This is a genomic window from Micromonospora sp. DT81.3, from assembly GCF_049847225.1.
In the GTDB taxonomy this organism is placed as follows: Bacteria; Actinomycetota; Actinomycetes; order Actinomycetales; family Microbacteriaceae; genus Microbacterium.
The window spans coordinates 66,374-90,474 of record NZ_JBNCNY010000001.1; the positions used below are offsets into that span (position 1 = coordinate 66,374).

At 67.7% G+C, this 24,101-nt stretch carries 23 protein-coding genes and 3 tRNA genes; 6 read left to right on the forward strand and 20 right to left on the reverse strand.

The features are described from left to right. Nucleotides 1–501 precede the first annotated feature (501 nt). Nucleotides 502–705: a hypothetical protein gene (locus tag ACPW96_RS00295; RefSeq protein ID WP_425881590.1), complete on the forward strand. Its 204-nt coding sequence runs from the start codon at nt 502–504 to the stop codon at nt 703–705. Nucleotides 706–1,687: 982 nt separating this feature from the next. On the opposite strand, the gene ACPW96_RS00300 is transcribed toward ACPW96_RS00295, so the two are convergent. The 3 genes from ACPW96_RS00300 to ACPW96_RS00310 form a co-directional block, all read right to left on the reverse strand. Continuing rightward, a complete protein-coding gene (locus ACPW96_RS00300; RefSeq protein WP_425881591.1) occupies nt 1,688–2,149 on the reverse strand; it encodes a DUF5655 domain-containing protein in 462 nt (153 codons plus the stop codon). A 1,712-nt stretch (nt 2,150–3,861) separates the two neighbouring features. Beyond that, nucleotides 3,862–4,071 (reverse strand): three-helix bundle dimerization domain-containing protein, encoded by a 210-nt coding sequence (locus ACPW96_RS00305; protein ID WP_425822868.1) that lies wholly within the window; start codon nt 4,069–4,071, stop codon nt 3,862–3,864. Nucleotides 4,072–4,260: 189 nt separating this feature from the next. Beyond that, nucleotides 4,261–5,262 (reverse strand): aldo/keto reductase, encoded by a 1,002-nt coding sequence (locus tag ACPW96_RS00310; RefSeq protein WP_425881592.1) that lies wholly within the window; start codon nt 5,260–5,262, stop codon nt 4,261–4,263. Between the two features lie 267 nt (nt 5,263–5,529). On the opposite strand from ACPW96_RS00310, the gene ACPW96_RS00315 reads away from it, so the two are divergent. Beyond that, nucleotides 5,530–5,754 carry a hypothetical protein gene (locus tag ACPW96_RS00315; RefSeq protein ID WP_425881593.1) on the forward strand — a complete coding sequence of 75 codons (225 nt, stop codon included), beginning with the start codon at nt 5,530–5,532 and terminating at the stop codon, nt 5,752–5,754. A gap of 180 nt (nt 5,755–5,934) precedes the next feature. On the opposite strand, the gene ACPW96_RS00320 is transcribed toward ACPW96_RS00315, so the two are convergent. From ACPW96_RS00320 to ACPW96_RS00350, 7 genes are all read right to left on the reverse strand, one after another. Further along, nucleotides 5,935–6,921, reverse strand: a complete 987-nt coding sequence (locus ACPW96_RS00320) for a tyrosine-type recombinase/integrase (RefSeq protein ID WP_425881594.1) — start codon at nt 6,919–6,921, stop codon at nt 5,935–5,937. Nucleotides 6,922–7,121: 200 nt separating this feature from the next. Next, nucleotides 7,122–7,358, reverse strand: coding sequence for a helix-turn-helix domain-containing protein (locus ACPW96_RS00325; protein ID WP_425822783.1), 237 nt, complete (start codon nt 7,356–7,358; stop codon nt 7,122–7,124). A 173-nt stretch (nt 7,359–7,531) separates the two neighbouring features. Beyond that, a tRNA-Met gene (locus ACPW96_RS00330) sits at nt 7,532–7,605 on the reverse strand. A 26-nt stretch (nt 7,606–7,631) separates the two neighbouring features. Continuing rightward, nucleotides 7,632–7,703 (reverse strand) — tRNA-Thr (locus tag ACPW96_RS00335). A gap of 71 nt (nt 7,704–7,774) precedes the next feature. Further along, entirely contained in the window at nt 7,775–9,007 is a 1,233-nt protein-coding gene (locus tag ACPW96_RS00340; protein ID WP_425881595.1) for a M23 family metallopeptidase, read from the reverse strand. Nucleotides 9,008–9,270: 263 nt separating this feature from the next. Beyond that, nucleotides 9,271–10,062 (reverse strand): inositol monophosphatase family protein, encoded by a 792-nt coding sequence (locus tag ACPW96_RS00345; protein WP_425881596.1) that lies wholly within the window; start codon nt 10,060–10,062, stop codon nt 9,271–9,273. Between the two features lie 21 nt (nt 10,063–10,083). Continuing rightward, on the reverse strand, nt 10,084–11,142 hold the full coding sequence (locus tag ACPW96_RS00350) for an IS110 family transposase (RefSeq protein WP_425881597.1): 1,059 nt from the start codon (nt 11,140–11,142) through the stop codon (nt 10,084–10,086). A 259-nt stretch (nt 11,143–11,401) separates the two neighbouring features. Here ACPW96_RS00350 and ACPW96_RS00355 point away from each other — a divergent pair, with 259 nt between their 5' ends. After that, entirely contained in the window at nt 11,402–13,009 is a 1,608-nt protein-coding gene (locus tag ACPW96_RS00355; RefSeq protein WP_425881598.1) for a phytoene desaturase family protein, read from the forward strand. Nucleotides 13,010–13,054: 45 nt separating this feature from the next. On the opposite strand, the gene ACPW96_RS00360 is transcribed toward ACPW96_RS00355, so the two are convergent. The 3 genes from ACPW96_RS00360 to ACPW96_RS00370 form a co-directional block, all read right to left on the reverse strand. Then, complete coding sequence (locus ACPW96_RS00360; RefSeq protein WP_425881599.1) at nt 13,055–14,086, reverse strand: hypothetical protein; 1,032 nt, start codon at nt 14,084–14,086, stop codon at nt 13,055–13,057. 118 nt (nt 14,087–14,204) lie between these two features. Beyond that, complete coding sequence (locus tag ACPW96_RS00365) at nt 14,205–14,762, reverse strand: YbaK/EbsC family protein (protein WP_425881600.1); 558 nt, start codon at nt 14,760–14,762, stop codon at nt 14,205–14,207. Nucleotides 14,763–14,788: 26 nt separating this feature from the next. Next, a complete protein-coding gene (locus ACPW96_RS00370; protein ID WP_425822771.1) occupies nt 14,789–15,352 on the reverse strand; it encodes a TetR/AcrR family transcriptional regulator in 564 nt (187 codons plus the stop codon). 51 nt (nt 15,353–15,403) lie between these two features. On the opposite strand from ACPW96_RS00370, the gene ACPW96_RS00375 reads away from it, so the two are divergent. Together ACPW96_RS00375 and ACPW96_RS00380 are read left to right on the forward strand one after the other, a co-directional pair. Beyond that, nucleotides 15,404–16,468: an SDR family NAD(P)-dependent oxidoreductase gene (locus tag ACPW96_RS00375; protein ID WP_425881601.1), complete on the forward strand. Its 1,065-nt coding sequence runs from the start codon at nt 15,404–15,406 to the stop codon at nt 16,466–16,468. Nucleotides 16,469–16,640: 172 nt separating this feature from the next. Next, complete coding sequence (locus ACPW96_RS00380) at nt 16,641–16,955, forward strand: EthD family reductase (protein ID WP_425822767.1); 315 nt, start codon at nt 16,641–16,643, stop codon at nt 16,953–16,955. Nucleotides 16,956–17,186: 231 nt separating this feature from the next. Here the strand turns inward: ACPW96_RS00380 and ACPW96_RS00385 are convergent. The 4 genes from ACPW96_RS00385 to ACPW96_RS00400 all read right to left on the reverse strand — a co-directional run bounded on the left by ACPW96_RS00385 (nt 17,187) and on the right by ACPW96_RS00400 (nt 19,788). After that, nucleotides 17,187–17,271 (reverse strand) — tRNA-Tyr (locus ACPW96_RS00385). A 166-nt stretch (nt 17,272–17,437) separates the two neighbouring features. Beyond that, nucleotides 17,438–18,352: a PfkB family carbohydrate kinase gene (locus ACPW96_RS00390; protein WP_425881602.1), complete on the reverse strand. Its 915-nt coding sequence runs from the start codon at nt 18,350–18,352 to the stop codon at nt 17,438–17,440. Then, nucleotides 18,349–18,843: an FBP domain-containing protein gene (locus tag ACPW96_RS00395; protein ID WP_425822894.1), complete on the reverse strand. Its 495-nt coding sequence runs from the start codon at nt 18,841–18,843 to the stop codon at nt 18,349–18,351. The genes ACPW96_RS00390 and ACPW96_RS00395 overlap by 4 nt, the downstream gene beginning before the upstream one ends. A 42-nt stretch (nt 18,844–18,885) precedes the next feature. After that, nucleotides 18,886–19,788: a bile acid:sodium symporter family protein gene (locus ACPW96_RS00400; protein ID WP_425881603.1), complete on the reverse strand. Its 903-nt coding sequence runs from the start codon at nt 19,786–19,788 to the stop codon at nt 18,886–18,888. A 78-nt stretch (nt 19,789–19,866) separates the two neighbouring features. Here ACPW96_RS00400 and ACPW96_RS00405 point away from each other — a divergent pair, with 78 nt between their 5' ends. Then, a complete protein-coding gene (locus ACPW96_RS00405; protein WP_425881604.1) occupies nt 19,867–20,616 on the forward strand; it encodes a class I SAM-dependent methyltransferase in 750 nt (249 codons plus the stop codon). Between the two features lie 3 nt (nt 20,617–20,619). Here ACPW96_RS00405 and ACPW96_RS00410 read toward each other — a convergent pair whose 3' ends face one another. From ACPW96_RS00410 to ACPW96_RS00420, 3 genes are read right to left on the reverse strand one after another with little or no spacing between them, the layout of a single operon-like run. Further along, nucleotides 20,620–21,423 carry a hypothetical protein gene (locus tag ACPW96_RS00410; protein ID WP_425881605.1) on the reverse strand — a complete coding sequence of 268 codons (804 nt, stop codon included), beginning with the start codon at nt 21,421–21,423 and terminating at the stop codon, nt 20,620–20,622. Nucleotides 21,424–21,430: 7 nt separating this feature from the next. Continuing rightward, nucleotides 21,431–22,384, reverse strand: coding sequence for a sugar ABC transporter permease (locus ACPW96_RS00415; protein WP_425881606.1), 954 nt, complete (start codon nt 22,382–22,384; stop codon nt 21,431–21,433). 1 nt (nt 22,385) lies between these two features. Next, on the reverse strand, nt 22,386–24,017 hold the full coding sequence (locus tag ACPW96_RS00420; protein WP_425881607.1) for an ABC transporter permease subunit: 1,632 nt from the start codon (nt 24,015–24,017) through the stop codon (nt 22,386–22,388). Nucleotides 24,018–24,101: the final 84 nt, after the last annotated feature.

The following is a 24,101-nucleotide window of genomic DNA, read 5'->3' on the forward strand; positions in this document are numbered from 1 at the left end:
AGCACACGGCCGCGCCTTACCGATCGCGATCGCCGACGGGGCAGGCCGTGCTGGCTTGCGCCGTCGCGTTTGCGGGCCGGTCGCCATCGGTTCGCTCCCTGACCGCCAGGGCACCGGGCCGGTTGACACAGCCCACCGCGCAGTACTGGCAGGACCGGTGGCGCGGCTGCCTACCCCCACCGCCAGACGCGCAGGCACGAGCCGCGCGGCTTGGCCGCGACCTGCAACGCTACCGAAGCCTGCAGGAGGACATCGCGGTCCACGACACCGACATCACACTGCTCCTCGCCCCCAGCGCCGGGCAAGTCCTCACCAGCCTGCCCGGCGTCGGCCCGATCCGGGCGGCGGCGTCGCAGCGCACAGCCTGCCGATTCAACGGTTCCCCGACGCGGAGCACCTCTACTCCGCGACCGGTCTCCCCCAGCGCTCTATGAGTCTGCGACACTGCGACGACGTGGACGCATCTCCCGGCAAGGCCTGGCCGAGCACCGCGACGCACTCATGGGCATCGCGTGGGGGCTATCCATGTATTCGCCTACCTTCGCCGAACGCCACGCACAGCTGCGCGCCCGCGGCATGGCCCCGATCCAGGCGCGCGTCGCACTGGCCCGCAACGCCTGCCGCCTCATCTACCGGATGCTCGTCACCCAACAACCCTTCGATGAACAGGCGTACCGTCAAGAGAGGCTCAGCCGCGGACGGTGACCGCCACGGTTGCTATGCCGCTCGACGGCGCAACTTAGCTTGCCGCCCCTCCGCGCTGGGCCGCCTCCCACGGCGAACACGAAAGCCTGCCGCATCACGGCGCCTGATCAGCCTGCCGAAACTCCGGCGGCCCCCCCGCCACACGGACGCAGTCCATCACACTCACCAGCCCGGACGCATCAACGCACCCGGGCCGATCACCCACGCCCAACCCACACCTTGACTCATGACGCGAAAGCTAAGTGGAGCCCGGAGCGCAGCGGAGGGTGCAGTCTGCAAATAGCGAGCGAGGGCAAGGAGCCGATGGAGCTGACTTAGGCTCGGAGTTTCCGGAACCGTCGCCTGTTAGGAATCAGTGTCGCGTAGCGGCTCAATCAGTGGGCCGCAGGCCACTGCCACTCGCGCGAGGAAGGTGTCTCGTCCAGATGCGGATTCCTTTGCACAAACGACTTGGTATCGATTTCCTGACGCGAACTCATAGCCATCTAGCCTGAGGTCATGGTCGCAGAGGCGAGTCCTGAGCGCACGGCGGTCACTCTCATCGGTGCATTCAGGGCCGCCTTGGTGGTTTCGCTGCGCGCTCGCGCCAGCTATCGGCGGTTACTGTCGGGACTCGACAGACCCCGAGCAGACATACTGTGGCACGATGCCCGCGCTCGATGATCGGCCTAGAAACCAACCTCTGGGTGTGGCTCGCCGCGCTACTAGCGATTTCACTCGTCGCCGGATGGCTGCTCCTTCGTCGTCGTCCGCGCAGGTCCTAGACGACTTGCGTCCAAGATGCTCCCGACCCGGAGGGGCTCGGCTGTCGCGAGTCTTTCCCGTCGACGCTCCGCGCTTGTTAGCGGGTACCCGACTCCTTGATATCCGACTCCACCGGTAGACCGTCGCCTGGCTCGGTCTGCGGGCATCCCGCATCGGGCGGGCGTCCGGGTTCGAGGTGGACTCGCACCACTATCGTCCTCGCTCCCAATTGACAGCCCTAGCCATCTCGGGGCGCTCGGTGGCCCTGCTCGCCGACCCGGTACGCGGCAGCCAACCAAACGGCGAATTCCTCATCCACCTCGTCCGGCGAGACGAGCCGGAAGGCATGGAGAACGTTTCTTCGGGAGTAGGTTTCGATCCTCGTGAACCGCGAGCTCTCAACGCGCCTATCGAGCACCAGATGCCCGTTCAACCAACTCCGCCGCGGCGCGAGAGCAGCGAAACTCATCCGCACCTGAAAGGCGATCCGAGTCTTCTCAGGCAACACTGTGAAAGGTCCGACTTCGGTCAGCACGACGACGATCCTCTCGAACGTCGCACGGACAGACGGGGCGGATGAAACGAAGTGCCGATCGAGATCGCCGAGCGGAGCGCACGTGTGGGCCTGGTTCCGGGCAGCGAAGGTTCGTCCGCAGAACGGGCAGCGCCACATCGGCGTTGAACTCGGCTCGCGACTCATGAGGTCAGTGTCATCGACGGCACCGACCCGCTCAAGAGTCGCCCCGTCCAAGCGACCAGCAGCCCGCACTCTCAACACTTCGTCGCAGGCAAGCTGTCCGTTCGGACGGTGTGGTGCGCGGTATAGCGCAGCTATCCTGACCGCAGACCCGCCGCCGCGTCGGAGCCAGTCCCCAGGCTGAGCATTCCCGCGTCCCTGAAGCGGCGGTGCGGCCCGCGGGTTCAGATTCCCCCCGAGAGTTCTCTCTCCCCCAAGGGGTTCTTCTCGGGGGGAATCGCGTGTGACTTTACACGGTCACCGTTTCCGGAAGGTACATCGCCGGTCCGGTTCAGTCGCGCGACGACAAGGCCGGTCCGGCGCCCTTTTTGGGGTCGACTGGGGCCCGGATGGCACGTTACCTGAGATCGTGAGCACTCAAGTCTGCCGAGCGGTGTTGTTGACGAAGATGGCCAGCTGGGTGCGGCTCCGGATGGCCAGTCGCCGCAAAACCGAGGTGATGTGGCCTTAACCGTCGCATTACTGACGAAGAGCCGGGCCGCGATCTCTCCGTTGGTCATCCCCTCGGCGACAAGCAGGGCCACTGCCGTTGGCGTTCGGTGAGGTGGGTTACAGCGCTCTGCTGGGTGGGGGTATCCGCCGCCCCGGTTGGTCGGGCGGTCAGGGACTGCAGGAGGTGGCGGGCGAACGTGGAGTCCAGGGCGAGCCCGGTCTTGGACAAGGCGCGGATGCCGTGGAACAACTGCGGTGCGACGATCCACCGAGACAGTTAACCCCTCACGCCGGCTCGCAACGCCTCTTCCAGGTCCTGCTCGGACTCGGTCTCGGCGAGGATCAGTACCGCTCGGGGCGGAAGGCACAACGCACTGACGGACGCCGCTTGCACGTGCGTTAGCAGGCCTTGGCGCTCCGCCGAAGTTGCCGCCCACGGCCACGTTCGTGATGAGGAAGAACGGATGCTCGAAGACCCACTCGTCGGGCGCGATGTCGTCCGGGGCCGCCCGGTGGTACTCGGTGCCATCGAGGGACCACATGATGAGCTCGGGCGACCATTCGAGCTCGAAATCGTGCCAGTCCGCTGCCACGGGACCACTGAGATCGCGGACGCCGCTGAACGCCTGACCTCCGGAATAGCCGGCCCGTGCAAGGTCCCGAAGATTTCGTTGGGTGAGCGGCCGACGAATTCCATGATGTCGATCTCACCGGACTGCGGCCAGCCGACCTCGGTAATGTCGGTTCCGAGCATCCAGAGCGCCGGCCAGATGCCGCTCCCCTCAGGGCCCGACCAGCACTGCAGATCAGTCGTGGTCGGGTCGATCTGACGCGTGGTGATCGTCAGGGGACCGTCGCCGTCGAGGGAGGCGTTGTCGTGCTGTCGGTGTAGTACTGCAGCTCATCTTTCCCCCACCCCCGCCCCCCGTTTCGTAGGTCCAGCTCTCCGGGTTCGGGGGCGAGCCGGCCGGGCCGTCGAACTCGTCGCTCCACACGAGTGCCGGTTCGGCGCTTTCGGTGCCGGGAGTCCGATCGGAGGGGGTGCGGTTTGGTCGGAGAAGAGCAGGCGACCAGCGAGAGCACGGGAAGAGCCGTTCCCGACGCTATCAACGCCGTGTTGATCCGTCGCATCTTCTCGATTCTGTTTGAGCTCAATCCGCTCGCCGTGGGTCGATCCCACTCCCGTGGCGATGACGGCTGCTCTTGCGGGCGAATCTCGCCGGCTATGAGTGTTCGCCTGATCGCCCTCGAAGGCGCTCCTGAGCCTGGCGCTCTACGAGCACCGGCAGGAAGGTCTTGATCGGGTGGCCGTTGAAGGCGTCATGGGCCTCGAGCGCCACGGCCGCCACCTCGGGCGGCGGTACATTGGGGAACCGCTTCTCGAGTCGCTCGATGATGGCGGCGATTTCCTTGTCTTGTACGGGAGGGTTCATGGTCCTGTCCTTCTTCTGAGATTCCGCGCCGGCGCGGGCGCCGTCGGATGGGCTGTTCGTAGGGCGCGTCACGGTCAGCTCGACCGGTAGGGCCGGTCGCCGACGCCGGTGCCGGCACGCTCCGCGGCGCTCCAGGTGGCGAGGAGCTGAGGGCTGCGCGGGCGATCGGTACGTTCAAGAAGCATGCGGTCAGAGGTTGGTCTGCGCTTCGAGGAACTCGGGGTAGCGTCCGCCTTGGATATCGGCATGGTCTGACGCGGAGGTCAGCCGCGCCAGCTCCTCCTCCGACAGCGCCAGGACTGCAGCGGCGAGATTCTCCTCGACGCGGTGCAACTTCGTGGTGCCCGGGATCGGGACTATCCAGGGTCGTTGAGCAAGCAACCATGCGAGCGCGACCTGTCCCGGTGTGGCACCGTGCGAGGTGGCCACGTCCTTGACGCTCTCGACGAGCCCGAGGTTGTGCGCCCTCGCCTCGGGGGCGAAACGGGGGATCTGCGCGCGGAGGTCGTTGCCCTCCTCAAAGGTGGTCCGGTCGTCGATGGTTCCGGTGAGGAACCCCTTCCCGAGCGGGCTGAAGGGCACGAACCCGATCCCGTGCGCCTCGCAGACAGCAAGCACCTCTTGTTCGGGTCGCCGCCACCACAGCGAGTACTCGCTCTGCACGGCCGTGACCGGGGTGATCGCGTTTGCACGCTCGATGGTCTCAGCCGACGCCTCCGACAGGCCCCAACCTCCGACCTTGCCGGCATCCATCAGTTCTCTGATGGCGCCCGCAAAGTCTTCAATGGGAGCCTCAGGATTGACCCGGTGCTGGTAGTAGAGGTCGATGTAACTTGTTCGAAGTCGGCGCAGTGAGCCGTCGACCGCGGCGCTGATGTCGCCGGGCAGCAGCATCCGACCGCGAGGCGTGCGCTGTGTGGGGTCGATGTCCTGTGCGTACTTGGTGGCGATGACGACCGAGTCGCGCACCGGCTCCAGGGCCTCCCCGACGAGTTCTTCGTTCGCGTGCGGCCCGTAGATCTCCGCGGTGTCAAAGAAGGTCACCCCCCGGTCCACGGCGTCGCGGAGGACGCCGATCATCTGCGCCCGGTCGGGGTGTCCGCTGTAGCCGCCGGTCATGCTCATGCACCCGAGCCCGATGGCGGACACCTCTAGAGCGGCGGTGCCGAGAACGCGCCTCTGAATGGTCACGCGATCCACTGTAGAAGCCAAACGGATGCTCTGGGGTGCCCTATCAGGACACCCTTCACCACGGATACGAGACGCTCAGCGCAATAATCTCCCGTGGCTCCCGTCCGTGGACGCCTTCCTCCTCAGTGAAGCGCCATAAGGTTTCGCCTGGCCCCGCAGGTGAAGGCGGATCATTGCAATCTCACGGAATGGGAATTCACGTTTGAGCGTCTCCCGCCAAGCAGATCTGCCTGACTTCGGTCGATCCGCACTGCCCTCGCTCCCATCGTGGCGGCCCTGCAGGCCCAAGACGTCGTCATCGGCGGTCCGCTCGAGGTTCCCATGGAAAGCCTGGTGAGAGGCGTCCGCGCACGAGTGGAGAGCCTGGTGCACCCGCAGGTCATCCAGCACCTGTCCATCCGGGCGGGAACACACGGGCCACTGGCACCCTTGGTGGGAGCTATGAAGATCGCAGAGGCGACGGCGCGCACGCGCGCCCGACGCCCGGATTAGTCTGTCCGCAGGCATCGCCTCTGAGGGAGTCCGCGAGGCGCCTGCGGCCTACTCACGTGGCGCAAACCACGTCCCATTCGGCCCCTTGGAGTGGCCGCCACGGTACGCCGCGATCGGTCGTCTTGTTGACCGCCCTCAAGTAGGTTATCGACTGGCCGGGTCCCGCCATGAAGTCCGGAGCTAGGGCTCGGGCGCCAGTCGCTGAAGTATCTGAGCGGGCACGGGGTCCACCGTCCGATCAGGTTCGGCGTAGTGCTCGCGGGTCGTGGCCACGGAGGTGTGGCCGAGTACGGCGGCGGCCGTCTCGATGTTCACTTCGTTGGCGAGCAGCGTCGCGCCGGTTCGGCGGAACGCATGAGGGGTGATATCGGCTCCCTCGAGTCCCGCCAGCTGGAGGATCTGCCGGAAGGTGCGACGCACATTGTGCGGCGCGAGGGGTGTGCCGTTCCTGGTGAAGAACAGCAGGTGCTCCTCCGTCTCTGTGCCAAGGAGAGCCAACCGCCGCCGAATGATCGCGGCCGCGAACGGTGGTACGGCGACGACCCGATTTGATTCGTCGGTTTTGGGAGTCGGCTGCCGCAGCACACCGATTCCTTGGCGTACGACGACGGTGCCCGACACCGTTACGGTCGGGGGGTTCGCGGCCATGTCCGCGTCGCACTTGCGCAGTGCCAGCGCCTCGCCGATCCGCATGGCCGTGCCGAGCATCACCTCGATGAGGTCGCGGACCTGACCGTCCGGGTGAGGTCCTAGGGACCCCTTCTCCATCCGCCAGTCCCGAACGGCGGTCCGAATGGCCTGGATCTGCGCCCGCGTGAGGGCCTTTGGAGTTCGCTTCGGCGTTTTCATCCGCGAAGTCTCCTTCACGGGATTGCGGGGAACCAGCTCCCGCCGAACCGCGAAGCCCATCACCATGCTCAGGATCGTGCGTGAGTGCTTCGCCCGCGCGAAGGACCTGGTCCGCTGCTCCTTAAGGAATCGCTCGACCCGGCCGACGGTCACTTCTCGCACGGTGTAGTGCTGGAAGGTGGGCAGAACGAGGCTGCGCAGTTCCCGCTCATAGACCTCTTTGGTGCCCTCCGACCGGTCGGTGTCGAGGCGCAGATCCGCGAGCCAGGCCTCGGCCGGATCGGTGAACGGGGAGTCGGCGGAGAGGCTGCCGCTCATGTCCTCACCGCGCATCCGCTCGGCAAGCTTTTGTCTCAGCGCGCCCTTAGCCGCGTTGCCGCTAGCCCCGGTCGCGACAACCTGACGGGCCTTTCCATCCCAGTCACGAAAGCGGGTTGTCGCCCGGAAGCGGTCACCAGCGATCTTGGTGATCGTGATGTCACCGAACGTCCCAATCGATAGACGTGGACGTCCGGCCATCAAAGCTCGCCTCCAATGGGGACCCGCTGCGGTTCCGGCTCATGCAGGCGGTTCAGCCACTTCTTCACGTCCGAGATGCGGTAGCGCAGTTCCCGTCCGACGCGGATGCCGGCCGGACCACGGCCGTCCGCGCGCAGATCGTAGATCGCTTGCACGTGCACGCCGAGGTATTCGGCGAGCTCGCTGGTGGTCAGCATCGGCTCCAGGCCCAGCCCGGAGAGCTGTTCGCGGTTCATACCTAGGAGGTGAGCCAGGTCGACCCAGGTCGGTCGAACTGGTCCGAGCACCTGTTCTGTGCGGGCCACCAACGCGCGGCAGCGCAGCGATAAGTGTTGAATAAACGTTGGACGCATCGAATCTCTGTCCCTGACTGTGGGACAAGAAATCCCGGTCAACCGAGGTTTCGTTGTAGCAGGAGCGGGGCTTGAACCCGCGACCTCACGATTATGAGTCGTGCGCTCTCACCAACTGAGCTACCCTGCCGCGCGGCATCCGATGAAGGATGTCCGAGCCCCGAGTCAGGATTGAACTGACGACCCCTTCCTTACCATGGAAGTGCTCTACCACTGAGCTATCGGGGCGCACCCGCAAGCGGGCAACCACAAGAGAATACCACCGCGGGGCGGTCCTCAAGAAACCGAGACGGACCTCATCAGCCGCCCGCGTGCGCCCGCAGCCACGGGAGCGGATCGATCGGGGTCGTTCCGTTCACGAGCAGCTCGAAGTGCAGGTGCGCGCCGTAGGAACGCCCGGTGTTCCCGGTGTGCCCGACGATCGTTCCGACGGTGACCTGCTCACCCTCCGAGACCTCGAGCGACCCGTACTGCATGTGGGCGTAGTGGCTCGTGATGAGCTGCCCGTCGATGACGTGGTCGATGTAGACCGTGACTCCGTAGGCGCCGCCCGACTCGGTCGCGATGCGCACGGTGCCGTCGGCGATCGCCTGGATGGGAGCTCCCTCGCCGGGGGTGAAGTCCAGACCCTCGTGCATCCGGCCCCACCGCTGTCCGAAGCCGCTGCTGAGACCGACTCCGACCGCGAAGGGCCACTGGATAGGCGAGTTCTGGTCGTTGGTGAAGACCGATGACGTGTAGTTGATACCGGACTCGGCCGCGATCTCGGCCAGAGACACCGCGGAGTATCCCTCCGTGCGGTCGAGCTCGGCGTTGGCAACCTCGGCTGGCGCGACGTAGGCCTGGATCTCCTCGGTCTCCTTGGAGACCTGCGTCGGGTTCTGTGAAGGGGCGATCGACATCGTGCCGTCGACCGTCGAGCGAGCCGCGGCGACGGCCTGGGCCGGCGTGGTCATGCCGACCGTGAGGAGCCCGACGATGCCCATGACGCCCACGGAGAACGATGCGGTCGCAATGCGTCGGAACGAGGCGCCTCGATTGCGCGCGCTGGTCGGGGCGACGCGGGGCGCGGAGGGGGCCGCGACAGGAGGAGCCACCTCTGCCTCGACGGGCGGGATGACGCGCGTCTCGCCGGTGAAGCTGAAGAGCTTGGCGGCGTGGGCGAACTCGTCGATTTCGGCTTCGGCGGCCGTCTCGACCAGGACTTCGGGCTCGGGCAGGACCTCCGGCTCGCGCAGCTCGAACTCGTCGGCGGCTTCGTGAACGGCTTCGCGGACGGGGTCGACGGTCGGAGCGGCGGCCTGCGCGCTCGGCGCGGTGAACGCCTGGGCACGGCTGCTGCGCCGGGTGACGGCAGCGGCGGGGGCGAGAGCCGGAGTTGCTGCCTCGACGATCACTCGAGGGGCAGGGACAGAAGGCGTCTCAGCCGGGCGGTTCCAACCGGCCTGGACGGTGGGCACGGTCCCGGTCGATCGCTTGCGCAGCCCCGAGCGGGAGGTCGAGTCACCGCCGATCGGAGGAGCCGTGGGCATCGCTCTGTCTCGGGTCGAACGCCGCGTGGGCGCGGGCTCGGCCATGGGTGTGTCAAGGGGCAACGCGCAGGGAACTCTCGTGTCGTGCCGCTTCGGGTGCGGCAATCGGCCGTCGGGGGGAGCTACGTCGCCAATCGGGGGGGAGGCGATGTAACGATACGGTAAACACTACAGGGGAGCACCTGGGAATGCCATGTAAGGCCCTTGGGCGCGCCGTCTCATTGAGCAATGAAACCGGGTGCCGTGCAGCGCGCGACCCGGCGTCACCCTTCGATGATCTCCTCGATGGCCCGGTACACGGCATCCCCGGCCGCTATGGTCATCGCCGATCCGGCGGCCGCTCCACGATAGCCGCCGACCCGCCCACCCGCTTCGATCACGAGGAGGGCACCGGCCGCGTGATCCCAAGGATTCAAGCCGCGCTCGAAGTAGCCGTCGAGGCGTCCGGCAGCGACATAGGCGAGGTCGAGGGATGCGGCGCCGATGCGCCTCAGGTCGCGCGCGACGGGCATCACGCGGCGAACCCGTGCGAGGTCGCCGTCGTGGGTGGCAGGGTCGTACCCGAACCCCGTGGCCAGCAGCGCGCCCGCTGGTGCTTCATCGTTCACGTGCAGGCGCTCATCGCCGAGCCACGCGCCCTCGCCTCGCGATGCCGCGAAGAGCTCCCCCATCGCCGGGGCGAAGACCGCGCCGACGAGCGCCGTCCACGTCTGCGGGTCGGGTGGACCCTCGACCGCGGCGATGCTGACCGCGTAGGCCGGGATGCCGTAGGCGTAGTTGACCGTCCCATCGATCGGGTCGACGACCCATGTGATGCCGGATGCTCCTTCTTCGGCGCCCGACTCCTCCCCCAGGAAGCCGTCGTCGGGTCGAGCGGCGGCGAGCCGGGCGCGGATCAGCGCCTCGACCTCGCGGTCGGCATCGGTGACGATGTCGGCGATCGCCGACTTCGTGGCCGCGATGGAGACGCCCTCCGCGCGCCGTCGCTTCGCCAGCGCACCGGCCTCGAGGGCGATGTCGGTGGCCAGCTCGAGGAGGTCTGCTTCGCGGGTCATGGGTTTCTCCTATGTCAAGTGTCAGGCTGCGAGAGGGATATTCGCGGCGTGTTCGATGGGGTGCTGGTCCGCTGTCAGGGCGTTGAAGACGATGCGGGCAAGACGCCGCTTGAGGCAGCGGAGTGCTTCGACGGTGGAATCGCCGCTTTCGAGACGTTTGCGGTAGTAGATCCGGCCGAGCCCTTCGAGTCGGATCTGGGTGACCGCGATGCGGTGCAGCGCGGCGTTGAGCTGACGGTTCCCGGTGCGGCTCATCCGGACCCTGCCGCGGGTGTTTCCGGACCAGACCGGGAGGGGAGCGACGCCCGCGTTCATCGCGAAGCATGCCTCAGACCGGAACCGGTTCGCGTTCGCGGTCTCACCGGCGATCTTCGCCGCGGCCAGCGGGCCGCACCCCGGGATCGCGAGCAAGTGCGGGTAGCGGGCTTCCACGAGCGCGATGATCCGCTTCTCCAACTCGTCGGCTTTCACGCTGACCAGGGTGATGTCAGCGAGGACGTCCCGGGCGATCTCCGCGACCAGACCCTCGCGAGCGGTCAACCAGCCGGCGACACGCTCGCGTTGCGCCCGAGTCCGCAGCGACTTGGTGGGGACCTCGAACTCGGGGTCCAGTTCGTGCAGGTGCCAGCGCAGCCGGTTGATCTGCCGGGTTCGCTCACCGACCAGGTCTTCTCTGCGATCAACGAGCAGCTTCAACTCCCTGGTCGACTCATCGTGCGAAGCTGCGGGAAGGTCGGGTTCGCGCAGCACCGCCCGGGCCACCGCGAGGGCGTCGATCGGGTCTGACTTGCCTCGCTCCCGTGCGGAGGCGCGGGCGTGGGCCATCAGCTTCGGCGGAACCCGGACCACCTCCTGCCCTGAGGCGAGCAGGTCCCGCTCGAGCCGGGCCGACAGGTGCCGGCAATCCTCAATACCCCACCGAAGCTCATCCCCGAACCGGGCTCTCGCCCACCGCAACACCCCGTCGTGACCGACGGTGGTCGCCTTCACGGTCTTCTCGCCGAGCTTGCGGCCGACTTCATCGACCGCGACGAACGTGTGCGTGGCCTTGTGGACATCCGCGCCAAGGACGATCACCATGGAAATCGTCTCCTTCCAACTAATCCGAATGGGACAGGTTGGGCCGGTCGGCGGACAAACCTCAGTCGGGGGCGATGCCACGCTCCTATCAAGTCACGCCGGCCGGTCCATCACACCCGGTGCCGGCAAAACCCATGAACGCCAACCCGGAGGCGACAACGACGCTAAGAGCCAGACACCAAGTGATCAGGATCCAACCACCGCAACGCGGCACTGTCACCCTGACACTGACTCAACGCTAGCCGGGTACCGTGAAGTCATGGTTTCCAGCACCGGCGCGGGCTTCACCCACGACGTCGTGATCGTCGGCGGTGGCCACAACGCGCTGGTGGCGGCGGCATATCTGGCTTCGGCCGGCAGATCTGTCGTCGTGCTCGAGCGCCTCGGCCACCTCGGCGGGGCCGCCGTCTCGGCGCGCCCGTGGCGTGGCGTCGACGCAAACCTCTCGCGCTACTCCTACCTCGTGAGCCTGCTCCCGCGCCGCATCATCGACGATCTCGGGCTCGGCATCCAGCTGCGCCGGCGGCGGTACTCCTCCTACACGCCGGATCCGGCAGATCCGTCGCGCGGCATCCTTGTGGACACTCAGGATGCCGAGGCGACGGCACGCTCGTTCGCCCGCGTGACGGGCGACGACGCAGAAGGCGGGCGCTTCGCCGGCTTCTACGACCGCCTGGCGCCGCTGGCCCGTGCGCTGTTCCCGACGCTCACCGAGCCTCTGCCGACCAGGGCGCAGGCTCGCGCACGCCTGGGTGACGAAGAGGTCTGGGAGTCGGTCATCGAGCGCCCGCTCGGCGCCCTCGTGCGGCGTACGCTCGAGTCGGACATCGCCCGGGGCATCGTGATGACCGACGGTCTCATCGGCACGTTCGCGAGCGCCGACGAGGCGACCCTGCGACAGAACCGCTGCTTCCTCTACCACGTGATCGGCGGGGGCACCGGGGACTGGGACGTGCCGGTCGGCGGCATGGGTCGCGTGTCGGCCGAGCTCGAACGCGCGGCGCGCTCGGCCGGTGCGGAGCTGCGCACCGACTCCCCCGTCACTCAGGTCTCGCCGGATGGCGAGGTCCGAACGGCCGGTCCCGCTCCGGCGACAGTTCGGGGACGGCTGGTGCTGAGCGGAGTCGGCCCCGCCGTGCTGGCCGAACTTCTGCGGGCAGGTGGGGCGCCGCCTACGGATGCCGAGCGCCCGTCCGGAGCTCAATTCAAGGTCAACATGCTGCTCCGTCGGCTGCCCCTACTGCACGATGCAGACGTGTCGCCGGAGACCGCATTCGCCGGCACCTTCCACATCAACGAGACGCTGACGCAGCTGGAGTCGGCTCACGCGCAGGCCGCTGCCGGCGGCATCCCGCGACCCCTCCCTGCCGAGGTGTACTGCCACTCCCTGACGGATCCGTCGATCCTCGGCCCCGATCTCCAGGCGTCCGGAGCCCAGACCCTGACCCTGTTCGGCTTGCAGGTGCCGCACGCCATCGCGGCCGAGGGCGACCCCGACCAGGTGCGCGATGCCCTGCTGGCGGCCGCGCAGCATTCGCTGGAGTCGGTGCTGGCCGAGCCGCTGTCCCCGCTGCTGTACGAGGCGCCCGACGGCTCCCCCTGCATCGAGGGACGCACGACGCTCGACCTCGAGCACTCGCTCGGCATGACCGGCGGCGACATCTTCCACGGCCCCCTTTCGTGGCCGTGGGTCGATTCGGCCGACATCCTCGACGACCCGGCGGCCCGGTGGGGCGTCGCCTCGGGCCGCGAGCGGGTGCTGATGTGCGGATCGGCCGCGCGGCGAGGCGGCGCGGTGAGCGGCATCGGGGGGCACAACGCCGCCATGGCCGCCCTGGAGATCCTGGGCGACGATCGCGACGGCTGACTGGCCGGCCGAACGGGTCGGCCGAGCGGGTCGGCCGAGCGGCCGTCAGGGCAGCGGCGGCCGAGGGGGCAGGGGCGGGGGCGGCGGGTACTCGCCCTGCGCCGGCGCGGTCTGCGGGGCGGATGACGGGGGCACCGCCGCGGAGGGCGCGGGTGCCGGGTGCGCCGGTGCCGGGTGCGCCGGTGCCGGGTGAGAGGGTGCCGGGTGCGCGGCTGCAGAAGGCGGCCCCGCCGGATACGCGGATGCCGCGGCGGGCGGAGGCGCGTAGGTCGGGTACCCCGTGTAGTAGGCGTTCCAGTCGGGCGTCCCGTCGGGCATCACCGGCAACGGGGTCATGCCGTCCGCGTACGTCGGCCACTGCTGGGTCGGAGCGGGGTAGTGGAACGGCGCTGCCTTGGGCGCCGCGGGCTTCTTCGGCGCACTCAGGGCGTTGATCAGCGGCACTAGCGCGGTGCCGACGGCCGCGAGGATGGCCAGGGCCACCACGACTCTCCAGTAGAACTCCGCGTAGTCGATCTCGCGCGGGAAGAACAGTGGGACGAGCAGCATCACGACGAGGATGCCGACCAGGGCGATCGTCACCATGGTCACCACGGTGGTGAACGTCGTGACGTAGCGCGAATGCGCCTTCAGGTAGAGGCGCACGTGCAGAAGCGCCAGACGAAGGATCACGACGATCGCCAGGAACTCGAAGAACCGGGTGACGCCGTTGTCCCACCCGTACCTGTCGAAATCGTTGTAGGTGCTGTAGTACGGCATCCAGATCTTGAGCGCACCGGCGAGCAGCGCGATGACCCACGCGACCATGCTGGCGATGACGTACCAGTCCGGCCGACGCGGAGCGACCTGCGAGTCGTACAGCGCGGCACACGCGAACCCCGCCAGCAGCAGGATCGTCAGGAACGCCCTGCCGACGATGTCGTTCTGGGAGCCCACGAGCACCCAGATCACGCAGACGATGGCCGCGGCGATCAGGGCGCCGATCGCGATCCAGACGGCGCCGCGCATGAGGGTCGGGCGGCCCTTCGCGGCTGCTGCCGGTTGCTGGGGATGCAGTTCGTGGCCGGGCGCGGTCATCGTGGTCCTCTCTCGCGGCGGGATGCCCCGCGTGCTCATCCTGACACGCGCCCGATGGCCGAGAACAGGGTCCCCGTGCCCTGTGGATACCCGTGGCGCCGGGGTTCCTGTGGAGGGATCAGCCGACCGAGCGGCCCAGCGCCTCGATCACCTGCGCGCCCGGCAGGGCAGCGAGGACGGATCCGGGGAGGAAGAGCTTGCTCGCCCGCACCCCGCCGCCGATCACGACCTCCCGGGAAGCCGCGACCGCAGCATCCACGAGGATCGGCCAGTCGGCCGGCAGGCCGATCGGCGTGATGCCGCCGTACTCCATTCCGGTCAGGGCGACGGCTTCGTCCATCGGCGCGAACGATACTGAGCGCACATCCAGGTGACGGCGCACGAGGCCGTTGACGTCCGCCCTTGTCGAGGCGAGCACCATGCAGGCTGCGTAGCGCACGTCGCCGCCCCGCTTCCCCTTGACCACGACGCAGTTCGCCGAGGCATCCATCGAGATTCCGTAGCGCTCGCAGAACGCCGCGGTGTCCGCCACGTTCGGATCGATCGGGGCCACTCCCACGGATGCCGCGAGCGCGGGGTCGAGGACCCCCAGCGCGGCGGTCACGGGTACAGCGAGCAGCTCCGGATGCGCCAGCGCGGGCCGTGCGGTGAGGGTTCCGGTGGCTGTCCACTCCATCCCGACAGGCTACCCAGCCGGCATCCTCATGCGGTCAGCGCCGTGAAGGCGGCGTGGAACATCCGCCGAGCTCGTTCGATGATCTGGGGGCGCGCAGGCTCGGGGGTATAGGCCACCGCGTAGGCCAGCATCGTGATGGCGACCAGCACGTCGTCGACGGTCGCGCCCCCGCCGATGCGACCCGCCTCGTGATCGCCGGCCACGAGCGCCACGACGATCGCACGCACTCGCCCGGCCAGGGCGACCGCCCGTTCGTCGTGCTGGTTCTCCGTCATGATCTCGATGAGCGCCGTCGAGGCCATCGCCTGCTCCGAGATGCTGAGGAAGAGGTCATCGACAGAGCGCTCGGCTCCGACGAGCGCCTCGAGTTCGTTGATGTTCTCGTCGAAGACCGCGACGGCGAGCGCCAGCCGATCGGGGAAGTGCCGGTAGAGGCTGCCCTGCCCCACGCCCGCCCGGCGTGCCACGGCGTTCAGCGGCGCGCGCATCCCCTCTTCGGCGAAGACCTCGCGCGCTGCGGCGATGATGGCGCGGCGATTCTCGGGGCCCGCACTCGGTCCTCGGTTTGCTTTGGGCTGATCGCTGTCCACTGATGTATCGTATTACCGGACATTGCTGTCCGGTAGAAAAGGGAGACCCGAATGACCACCATCAACACACAGCGCCTCACCGGCGATACCTCCATCGCGAACTGGCTCGCCGACCCGGTGGGCGGTCCGATCCTGCGAGACATGCTGGCCCAGGGCGGCCAGTCGGCCGACGTGTTCCGCCCGGTGAGGCGCCTCGCGATCAAGCGGCTCGTCGGCATGAGCAAGGGCGCGTTCAGCCAGGAGACGCTCGACGAACTCGTGCGCCGCGCGGCCGCGGGCGAAGTGCCCGCCGGTGTCGAGGCCGAGTCCGTCGTCGATGCGAATGACGCCGCCGCCGCCAGCGTGCGCCTGCGTGAGTGGAAAGAGCGCATCGACGCGGGCCGCTTCACCGGGCAGACCGTGATCGTGACGGGAGCCGGATCCGGCATCGGCCGCGCGACGGCATCCCGGATCGCACGCGAAGGCGGTCGCGTCATCGCGGTGGACATCTCGCAGGAGCGCCTCGACGAGTTCCGCGCAGAGCACGCCGGCGCTGACGTCGTGCCGGTCGTGGGCGACATCACGGATGACGCGTCGATCGCCGAGATCGTCTCGGCCGCGGGCGACACCGTCGACGCCCTCGCCAACATCGCCGGGATCATGGACGACATGACGCCCGTCGGCGATGTGACGGATGCCGTGTGGGACCGCGTGTTCCGGATCAACGTGACGGGCACCATGAAGCTCATGCGCGCCGTCATCCCCACGATGCTCGCCCAGGGCGGCGGCTCCATCGTCAACACCGCTTCGGAGGCGGCGCTCCGCGGCTCCGCCGCCGGCGCGGCCTACACGGCGTCGAAGCATGCGGTGGCCGGGCTCACGAAGAGCAGCGCGTTCATGTACGGACCCTCGGGCATCCGCGTGAACGCGGTGGCGCCCGGACCCACCATCACGAACATCGAGGCGAACTTCGCCTCGGCCCTCGGCGCCGAGCGCGTACGCGTCGGCATGTCGGTGATGCCGGATCCCGTCGAGCCCGATGCCCTCGCGGCATCCATCACGTTCCTGCTGAGCGATGACGGCGTCAACGTGAACGGCGTGATCCTCGCCTCGGACGGCGGCTGGTCGGCCGCGTAGTCGTCGACCGCTGCCTCGGTCGCTTCGTGCCGCCTCCCCCATCCGGGAAGCGGCGCGAAGCGACCCCGCCGAGTGCCTGGGCGGCGCCCGCGTGCGCGCGACGACTCGTCTTGTGCCCCTCGGCACAGCGTGGGAAGATCCAGCCACGATTCTGAGCACGAGGAAGTGACTCATGGCCTATCGCATCACCGTCGCCTACCGGCAGCCCACCGATCCCGCGGCGTTCGACGAGTACTACCGCAGCACGCACGTCCCCATCGCCAGTCGGATACCAGGCGCCATCCGCCTCACCGCGGGCCACATAGACTCCATCGACGGATCCACACCGGAGTTCTATCTTCTCGGCGAGGTCCTGTTCGAGTCCAAGGACGATGCACTCGCCGGATTCGGTTCACCAGAGGGCCAGGCGGCGGTCGCCGACATCGGCAACTTCGCCGATCGCGGCGTGGTCATGCTGCTCAGCGACGAGGAGTTCTCCGTCCCCTGACGGCAGGGTCTCGGTTCTCCCGAGTCTGGGGCGGGGTTTGGGGCGCTTTGCGCTCCTCGGGGCGGAAGAGGTGCGCCCCGAAGAGACTGCGGCGCCCCAATCCCGCTGGATCGAGCCTGGACGCGAACAGTGGCGCACCAACGACGAGAGCCCGGCCGATGGCCGGGCTCTCGTAGAAAATGTCAACCTATGTCGCGACTCAGGTGACCTCTCTGTCGCGGCCCAGGACAATGGTGGCGAGTGAGGGATTCGAACCCCCGAATGCTGAGCAGTCTGATTTACAGTCAGATCCCTTTGGCCGCTTGGGTAACTCGCCAGTGCGCACCCGCCCGACTTTTCCAGACGATCGGAGGCGCGAGAAGCCATATTACTCCGTGAACCGGGGGTACCGAAATCGGCGCCGGAAGGCGGAACGCGGCGCTGCCCAATCTGCACACGCTACGGCGGTGAACGCCGCCAGAACGCGAATCGACAGCGCGGAACTAAGTGCCCAGCGACTCCAGATCGACGTCGAGCAGCGACGGCAGGCGGAGCAGGGCACCCTCGAAGCGGCAGGTCGCGGCCGCGACATCCATCGCCCGCTCCAGCGCCAAGGCCCAGGCATCCTCGTCCTGCGGTCTGTCGGCGACCAGCGACGCCACCGCCGCAGCGAGCGTCGCATCGCCCGCACCCATCGTGTCGACGATCGCGCCAGGCAGCGTCGATACCGGGCGCGTGACGAGCACATCGGCCGCCTCCAGCGTGGCCCCCGCCGCCCCGTGGGTGGCGAGCACGGCCAACGCGCCGAGATCGATCAGCCGGGCGCGCAGCTCGTCGAGCTCCACCCCGTACAGCAGCTGGGCGTCGTCGTCGCCGACCTTGATCAGGGCCGCATCCGCCCCGAGCTGCTCGAACCCGCGCACGAACTCTGCGCGGTCGGTCAGCAAGCCGGACCGCGGATTCGGGTCGATGACGAGGGCCGCTCCGCGCACCGCGTCGGCCAGCTCGAGCGTCTGCGCCACATCGTCGAAGGGAAAGCAGCTGATCACCACGTACGGCGCGACCGCGATGGCCGAGCGCTCCGCATCGCCGAACCGGATGCGTCGGGACTTGGCCGCCTCGTTGAACACATACTCGGGCTCACCGGCTCGCGAGCGCACGCTCACCGCCCGTGATGTGCCGCGAGGGGACGCCGTGGCGATCAGTTCGACCCCGAAGTCGCCGAGGTATGCGCGGATGTGAGCGCCGTCCTCGTCCTCTCCCACCATCGCGATCAGCGAGGTCGGCACCCCCAGCCGGCCGAGACCGACCGCGACATTGAGTGCGGCGCCGCCGACGAACTCGCGGACCCCTCGGTCATCGCGCAGTTCGTCGATGAGGGCATCGCCGACGACGACAACCCGCCCTTGCTCGGTCATACGGCAGCCCCTTCCAGAACCTTCTCGACGAACGCCTCGGAGCGCTGCCGTGCGCCATCGATGCGCCGGTCGACGCTCCCCCGCACCTCGTTCGGTGCGAGCGGGAACGCCAGACGCACGTTCTCGTGACACGAGAGGTCTGCGCAGATGTACGTGCCGATGCTGTCACCCGCCTCTCCCGCCGGCCGCGCACGGCGCGCGGTGAAGAGCGCCACCTGGTCGGCCGGCTGCATGGTGTGGCAGATGTTGCAGAGTGCGGATCGCGCGCGCGAGGTGCCTTCCGCCGCTCGCAACACGACGCCGGTCGGTCGCCCGTCACGTTCGGTGACGATGTAGCCGCGGCTGCGCGTGCGCGGGTCTCGCCACGCGAAGAAGTCCAGGTGATCCCAGTCGGTCAGCAGGAAGTCGGGCGGCAGTGCGGCCAGTCGCAGCTCGTCGGGATCGGCGTTCACAAAGGACGCGCGCAACTCGGTCTCGGTCAGCGGACGCATGGGCATCACCTCATTGCCAGTCTAAGAACGGTGCGTGCCAGTCTACGAACGCGCGGACGCCTCGGGCTCTGCCTCGGCGGCGGCGCCGGCATCCGCTCTTCTGCGTTCGCGGATCACGAAACCGAACCCGAAGGCGATGAAGAACATCAGCACGCCGTAGACGGCTGCCGGCAGGCTGAGCTCCACGGAGCCGAGCACGGTCTGCGCGATGACGATGGCCAGGGTCGCGTTGTGGATGCCGATCTCGAACGACGTCGCGATCGCCTGGCGGGTCCCGATCCCGAGCCAGCGAGGCACGAAGTATCCGATCGCGAGGCTGATCAGGCAGAACACGATCGTGATGAGGGCGAGGCGTGCGAAGTTGTCCAGCAGCAGCGCCCAGTTCGACGCCACCGCCCCGACGATGACGATGACGAGGACGAAGACCGAGATGATGCGCACCGGCTTGTCCATCCGATCTGCGAACCGCGGCCACAGCCGGCGGACGAGCATGCCGAGCGCGACCGGCAGCAGCACGATCGCGAACACCTCGGCGGCTTTGGCCCATTGCATACCGAGCTGGTCGTCGAAGGGCTCGAAGTACCAGATGGCGAAGTTGGCGATGAGCGGCAGCGTGATCACGGCGATCACGGAGTTGACGGCGGTCAGGGAGATGTTGAGGGCGATGTCGCCCCGGAAGAGGTGGCTGTAGAGGTTCGCCGTCGTTCCGCCGGGTGAGGCGGCCAGCATCATCATGCCGACCGCGAGCACGGGCGGGAGCTGGAAGGCGAGCACCAGGCCGAAGCAGATGGCGGGCAGCACGAGCAGCTGACAGACCAGGGCGATGAGCACTGCCTTCGGCTGCTTGAGGACGCGCGCGAAGTCCGCGATCGTGAGGCTGAGCCCCAGGCCGAACATGATGATTCCGAGGGCTACGGGCAACCCGATGGTGGTCAACGCTGACATGGAACTCAGTATCCAGTACGTCGGGACCGCGTGCCTACCGCCTGTGGAGGACCCGGTGGGCGTCGCTACGCTGGCGGGATGGTGGATGGTGCCGATGAATCGGGCTGGTCGGATGTCGCGGCCGGATGGGCCGAGCTGTGGGGCGACTTCGCGGGTCCCGCGCGGCGCGCGCTGATGGATGCGGCTGATATCGGGCCCGGCACGCGAGTGCTCGACGTCGGATGCGGCAGCGGGGAGTTCCTCGCACTGCTGCGCGATACTGGAGCCTCGGTCGTCGGCGCCGATCCCGCACCCGCGATGGTCGGGCTCGCCCGGCGCACCGGAGTCGAGGTCGTGGTGGCGGGCGCCGAATCGCTTCCCTTCGACGACGGAGTCTTCGAGGTGGTGACCGCCGTCAACGCCCTGCAGTTCGCCGCGGACACCACGGACGCCCTTCATGAGTTCGCCCGCGTAGTCGGCCCTGGTGGGCTGATCGCCGTCTCGAACTGGGCGGAGGGCGCCCGCAATGATGTCGACGTGATCGAGGCCGCCGTGGCCTCCGCACTCGAGGACGAGCCGCGGCCGGACGGACCGCTCCGGCCGGCCGGAGGACTCGAGGCGGCCCTGCGCGCCGCGTCGCTCGAGCTGGTGGCGGCGGGCATCGTCGACGCGCCATGGCACGCAGCCGATGAGGACACCCTCGTCCGCGGCATCCTGCTCGGCGAGGACGAGGAGACGATCGACGAGCTGAAAGCCGTGGTGACCGCCGCCGCGGAGCCGTTCGGCGACGGCTCGGGCGGCTACGTGCTGCACAACGCGTTCCGCTGGGCGGTCGCGCGCGCGAGGTGAGGCCTAGGGTCGGGCTTGACGCCAGCACAGACGCGCCGCGACGGCATCGGCGGCCCGACTCGGGAACTCCGGCCAGCCGGGCTCGAGGATCTCGCGGGCGAAGTCGAACAGTCCGTGGGCCGCGTCTTCGACGGGTGCGTCGAGCAGCGCGGCGATCCGGCCTCCCCACTCCGGAAAGTCGCGCTCGAAGCGCCGCAGAGGGTCGATCGTGTCGCGGAGGGTTGTGGAGCGCTCCGAGAAGCGCCCCCGGATGGCACGCACGAGGTGCTGCACGGCCGCACCCCGCACGAACTGCCCGCCGCCCAGCACCTCGCCTCTGCGCACGCGCCCGACACCGATCAGGAGCTTGACGAGCACGAGGCTCGCGTCGTTGGCGGGATCGAATGAATCGGCTGCCGCGGCACGCGAGCGGGCGCGAGCCAGAAGACCCGCAACCGAGCCCGCGTCGTCATCCAGCACCACCGTGGCCTCCCCCGCGACCGCCCCCGCCAGCTCTTCGACATCCGAGAATGCGAACTCGAAGACGTGCCCGTCGTCGTAGACGGCGACGAACCCGATCTCGCCCTCCCTCGCGGTCAGGACAAGCCGGTCCTGGTCGGGCAGCCAGCTCAGGTCGGGGCGGAGCTCGTCGCCGCGACCGCTCTCGATGAGCGCGAAGAAGTCGTGATCGGACCACTCGTCGCGCCGGTCGGCGGCCTCATCGGATGCCGATCCCAGAAGCATGAGGCCGAAGAGTCCCTCACGCTGCCGCACACCATCGGCGAGACCGGCGCTCAGCGCGTCGAAGCGTTCGAGCCTGTCGCGCATGCACCGTCTACTTCACGCTGCCGGCCGTGAGCCCGCCCACGATGAATCTCTGCAGCGACAGGAACACCGCCATAGGAAGGATCGCCGCCACGACTGCCCCCGCGGCGAAGACGCTCCAGTTCTTCGATTGCGCGTTGGAGACGAACTGGAAGAGCCCGACGGAAAGCGTCTGCTTGTCGACGTCGATCAGGACCACCGAGGCGATCACGTACTCGCCGAACGCTACGGTGAAGGCGAGCAGGCCGATGACGGCGAGGATCGGCGCGACCAGGCGCAGGATGATCGTGAAGAAGATGCGCGCGTGTCCGGCACCGTCGATCTTCGCCGCCTCGTCGATCGAGGCCGGCACGGTGTTGAAGAACCCGTACATCAGATACGTGTTCACCCCGAGCGCCCCACCGAGGTACACCATGATCAGGCCGATGAGCGAGTTCAGGCCGAGCGCCGGGAACACGTCGGAGATGGCCGACATCAGCAGGAAGATCGCGACGAAGGCCAGCAGCTGGGGGAACATCTGCACGAGAAGCAGAGTGAGCAGTCCGAAACGCCGTCCCGTGAACCGCATGCGGGAGAACGCATACGCGGCGAGGGCGCAGAGGAACACCGTCCCGACGGCCGTGGCGAGGCCGACGATGAGCGTGTTCACCCACCACGCCGCGTAGGGGTAGTTCGGGTCCTGGAACAGCGCGAAGTAGCTCTCGAAGCTGATGTTGGAGAAGAGCGAATTCGCGGTGAGGAGCGTGCCCCCGGGATTAAGGGAGGCCGAGAGGACGTATACGAGCGGGAAGACGGCGAACAGCAGCACGGCGATGCCGACGATGTGCCGCCATCCGGTCTCGCGAAAGTACTTCGAGAATGGCCGACGGGGAAGCTTCGCTTCCTTCGGGGCTTTCTCGAGGACTGCCGCGTAGTCGACGGCGAGCATCTCCGGAGCGGTGCCGGCGGATTGTTCTGCGCTCATGTCAGTTCAACTCCTCGAGGGCCTTGGTCTGTCGGAACGCGATCCACGAGATGGTTCCGACCAGAAGGAAGATGATCACCGAGAACGCGCTGGCGAGCCCATAGTCGCGCTCGGCGCCGACGAACGCCACCTTGTACACCATCGAGATCAGGATGTCGGTCTGACCGACGTTGATGGAGGCGTTGGGGAAACGCGGGCCGCCCTGGGTCAGGAAGTAGATCAGCACGAAGTTGTTGAAGTTGAACGCGAACGACGAGATCAACAAGGGGGCAACCGAGACAAGGAGCAACGGGAACTTGATGTATCGGAAGATGCCCCACACCCCCGCACCGTCGACCTTCGCCGCCTCCTGGATATCTTCGGGGATGGACTGGATCGCTCCGGTGCACACGAGGAACATGTATGGGAAGCCGAGCCAGAGGTTGACGGTGAGGATCGCGATCTTCGCCAACCACGGATCCTGCAGCCACGGTATGGCGGCGCCGCCGAAGAACCACTGGTTGATGATGCCGAAGTCCTGATTGAACATTCCCGCCCAGACCAGCGCCGTCAGGAAGCCGGGGAACGCGTAGGGCAGGATGACGATCACTCGGTAGAAGCGCTTGCTCTTCATCCGTGGATCATTGAAGACGATCGCGAGGAAGAGCCCGAGCGCGAACGTGGTGACCACGGACAGGATGGCGAAGACGAATGTCCAGACGAGCACATAGAGGAACGGGCCGCGGATCGACGGTTCGGTGAACGCGGCGATGTAGTTGTCGGCGCCGACCGCCACCTGCCAGCCCGGCAGCAGTTCTGTGCCGTCCTCCGCGGTGAATGCGCCCGTGCCGATGTCGCTGTAGACGGTTCCCGTCTCCGTGTCGGTCATGGTGTCGGCGACGGGGTCCCACGCGAGCGTCGAGGTGAAGACGTACGCGGTCGAGCCGTCGGTCGTGCGAAGGAACCCGTCGTTCGGGTCGTCGGTGAGCGGGACGGCGAGAGAGGCGATGGCATCCTGGTTGGCCAGGATGCCCGCGAAGTCGAGCGTGGTGTAGCCGTCGACGCCGACCGCCTGCTCACCCTCGAACTGAGCGTCATCGACCTCGGCGAGAGGCTGGTCTGCTCCGCCGAGCAGCGCCTCTCCGTCCTCGTCGGTCGCCAGAAGGTAGAAGCCGCCGCTCTGCTCGAGGATCTTGACGGGATAGGCAGCGGAATCCTCCACGCGGGTCTGCGACTGCAGCAGCAGCGCATTGACCGCGTCATCCTTGGACGAGTTGTGCCCGGACCCGTAGTTCGTGAAGGAGACGTAGACGGTGTAGATGATCAGGAAGATCTGGAAGACCAGCAGGAACAGGATGCCGGGGGTGAGGTACTTCGCGGGAAGCAGTCCCGGCGTCAGGTAGACGAGATTCACCGCGATCACCACGATCGCGATGATGAGCGGCATCAGCCAGTTGTCCTGCGCGATCAGCACGAAGATGCCGTAGACGGCGAGGGCATCGATGATCGCGAGCGACGCGATCTTGACCAGCCAGACCTTCCAGCCCGCACCGGCAGCCTCCGCGTATGCGGCCGCGCGCCTCTGTCTGCGCTGGATCGCCTTGTCGGCAGGGGTTCCCGCCACGCGTTCTTCCTCGAGCGTGGGCCCGGTCATGGTCGGCTCCTGTCTCGGGCTGTGCCCTGGTGATTGAGAGAGTAGAGGGCGGGGCGGCGCCCGTACAGGCGCCGCCCCGCACCG

What these genes read in the sequence shown, in the direction of transcription:
- ACPW96_RS00360 (WP_425881599.1), bottom strand. Translation starts at nt 14,086, where the DNA reads ATGACCGCGCCCGGCCACGAACTGCATCCCCAGCAACCGGCAGCAGCC.
- ACPW96_RS00405 (WP_425881604.1), top strand. Translation starts at nt 19,867, where the DNA reads ATGGTGGATGGTGCCGATGAATCGGGCTGGTCGGATGTCGCGGCCGGA.
- ACPW96_RS00415 (WP_425881606.1), bottom strand. Translation starts at nt 22,384, where the DNA reads ATGAGCGCAGAACAATCCGCCGGCACCGCTCCGGAGATGCTCGCCGTC.
- ACPW96_RS00390 (WP_425881602.1), bottom strand. Translation starts at nt 18,352, where the DNA reads ATGACCGAGCAAGGGCGGGTTGTCGTCGTCGGCGATGCCCTCATCGAC.
- ACPW96_RS00365 (WP_425881600.1), bottom strand. Translation starts at nt 14,762, where the DNA reads ATGGAGTGGACAGCCACCGGAACCCTCACCGCACGGCCCGCGCTGGCG.
- ACPW96_RS00380 (WP_425822767.1), top strand. Translation starts at nt 16,641, where the DNA reads ATGGCCTATCGCATCACCGTCGCCTACCGGCAGCCCACCGATCCCGCG.
- ACPW96_RS00295 (WP_425881590.1), top strand. Translation starts at nt 502, where the DNA reads ATGGGCATCGCGTGGGGGCTATCCATGTATTCGCCTACCTTCGCCGAA.
- ACPW96_RS00395 (WP_425822894.1), bottom strand. Translation starts at nt 18,843, where the DNA reads ATGCGTCCGCTGACCGAGACCGAGTTGCGCGCGTCCTTTGTGAACGCC.
- ACPW96_RS00305 (WP_425822868.1), bottom strand. Translation starts at nt 4,071, where the DNA reads ATGAACCCTCCCGTACAAGACAAGGAAATCGCCGCCATCATCGAGCGA.
- ACPW96_RS00340 (WP_425881595.1), bottom strand. Translation starts at nt 9,007, where the DNA reads ATGCCCACGGCTCCTCCGATCGGCGGTGACTCGACCTCCCGCTCGGGG.
- ACPW96_RS00410 (WP_425881605.1), bottom strand. Translation starts at nt 21,423, where the DNA reads ATGCGCGACAGGCTCGAACGCTTCGACGCGCTGAGCGCCGGTCTCGCC.
- ACPW96_RS00345 (WP_425881596.1), bottom strand. Translation starts at nt 10,062, where the DNA reads ATGACCCGCGAAGCAGACCTCCTCGAGCTGGCCACCGACATCGCCCTC.
- ACPW96_RS00325 (WP_425822783.1), bottom strand. Translation starts at nt 7,358, where the DNA reads ATGAACCGCGAACAGCTCTCCGGGCTGGGCCTGGAGCCGATGCTGACC.
- ACPW96_RS00350 (WP_425881597.1), bottom strand. Translation starts at nt 11,142, where the DNA reads ATGGTGATCGTCCTTGGCGCGGATGTCCACAAGGCCACGCACACGTTC.
- ACPW96_RS00375 (WP_425881601.1), top strand. Translation starts at nt 15,404, where the DNA reads ATGACCACCATCAACACACAGCGCCTCACCGGCGATACCTCCATCGCG.
- ACPW96_RS00420 (WP_425881607.1), bottom strand. Translation starts at nt 24,017, where the DNA reads ATGACCGGGCCCACGCTCGAGGAAGAACGCGTGGCGGGAACCCCTGCC.
- ACPW96_RS00300 (WP_425881591.1), bottom strand. Translation starts at nt 2,149, where the DNA reads ATGAGTCGCGAGCCGAGTTCAACGCCGATGTGGCGCTGCCCGTTCTGC.
- ACPW96_RS00355 (WP_425881598.1), top strand. Translation starts at nt 11,402, where the DNA reads ATGGTTTCCAGCACCGGCGCGGGCTTCACCCACGACGTCGTGATCGTC.
- ACPW96_RS00400 (WP_425881603.1), bottom strand. Translation starts at nt 19,788, where the DNA reads ATGTCAGCGTTGACCACCATCGGGTTGCCCGTAGCCCTCGGAATCATC.
- ACPW96_RS00320 (WP_425881594.1), bottom strand. Translation starts at nt 6,921, where the DNA reads ATGAGCGGCAGCCTCTCCGCCGACTCCCCGTTCACCGATCCGGCCGAG.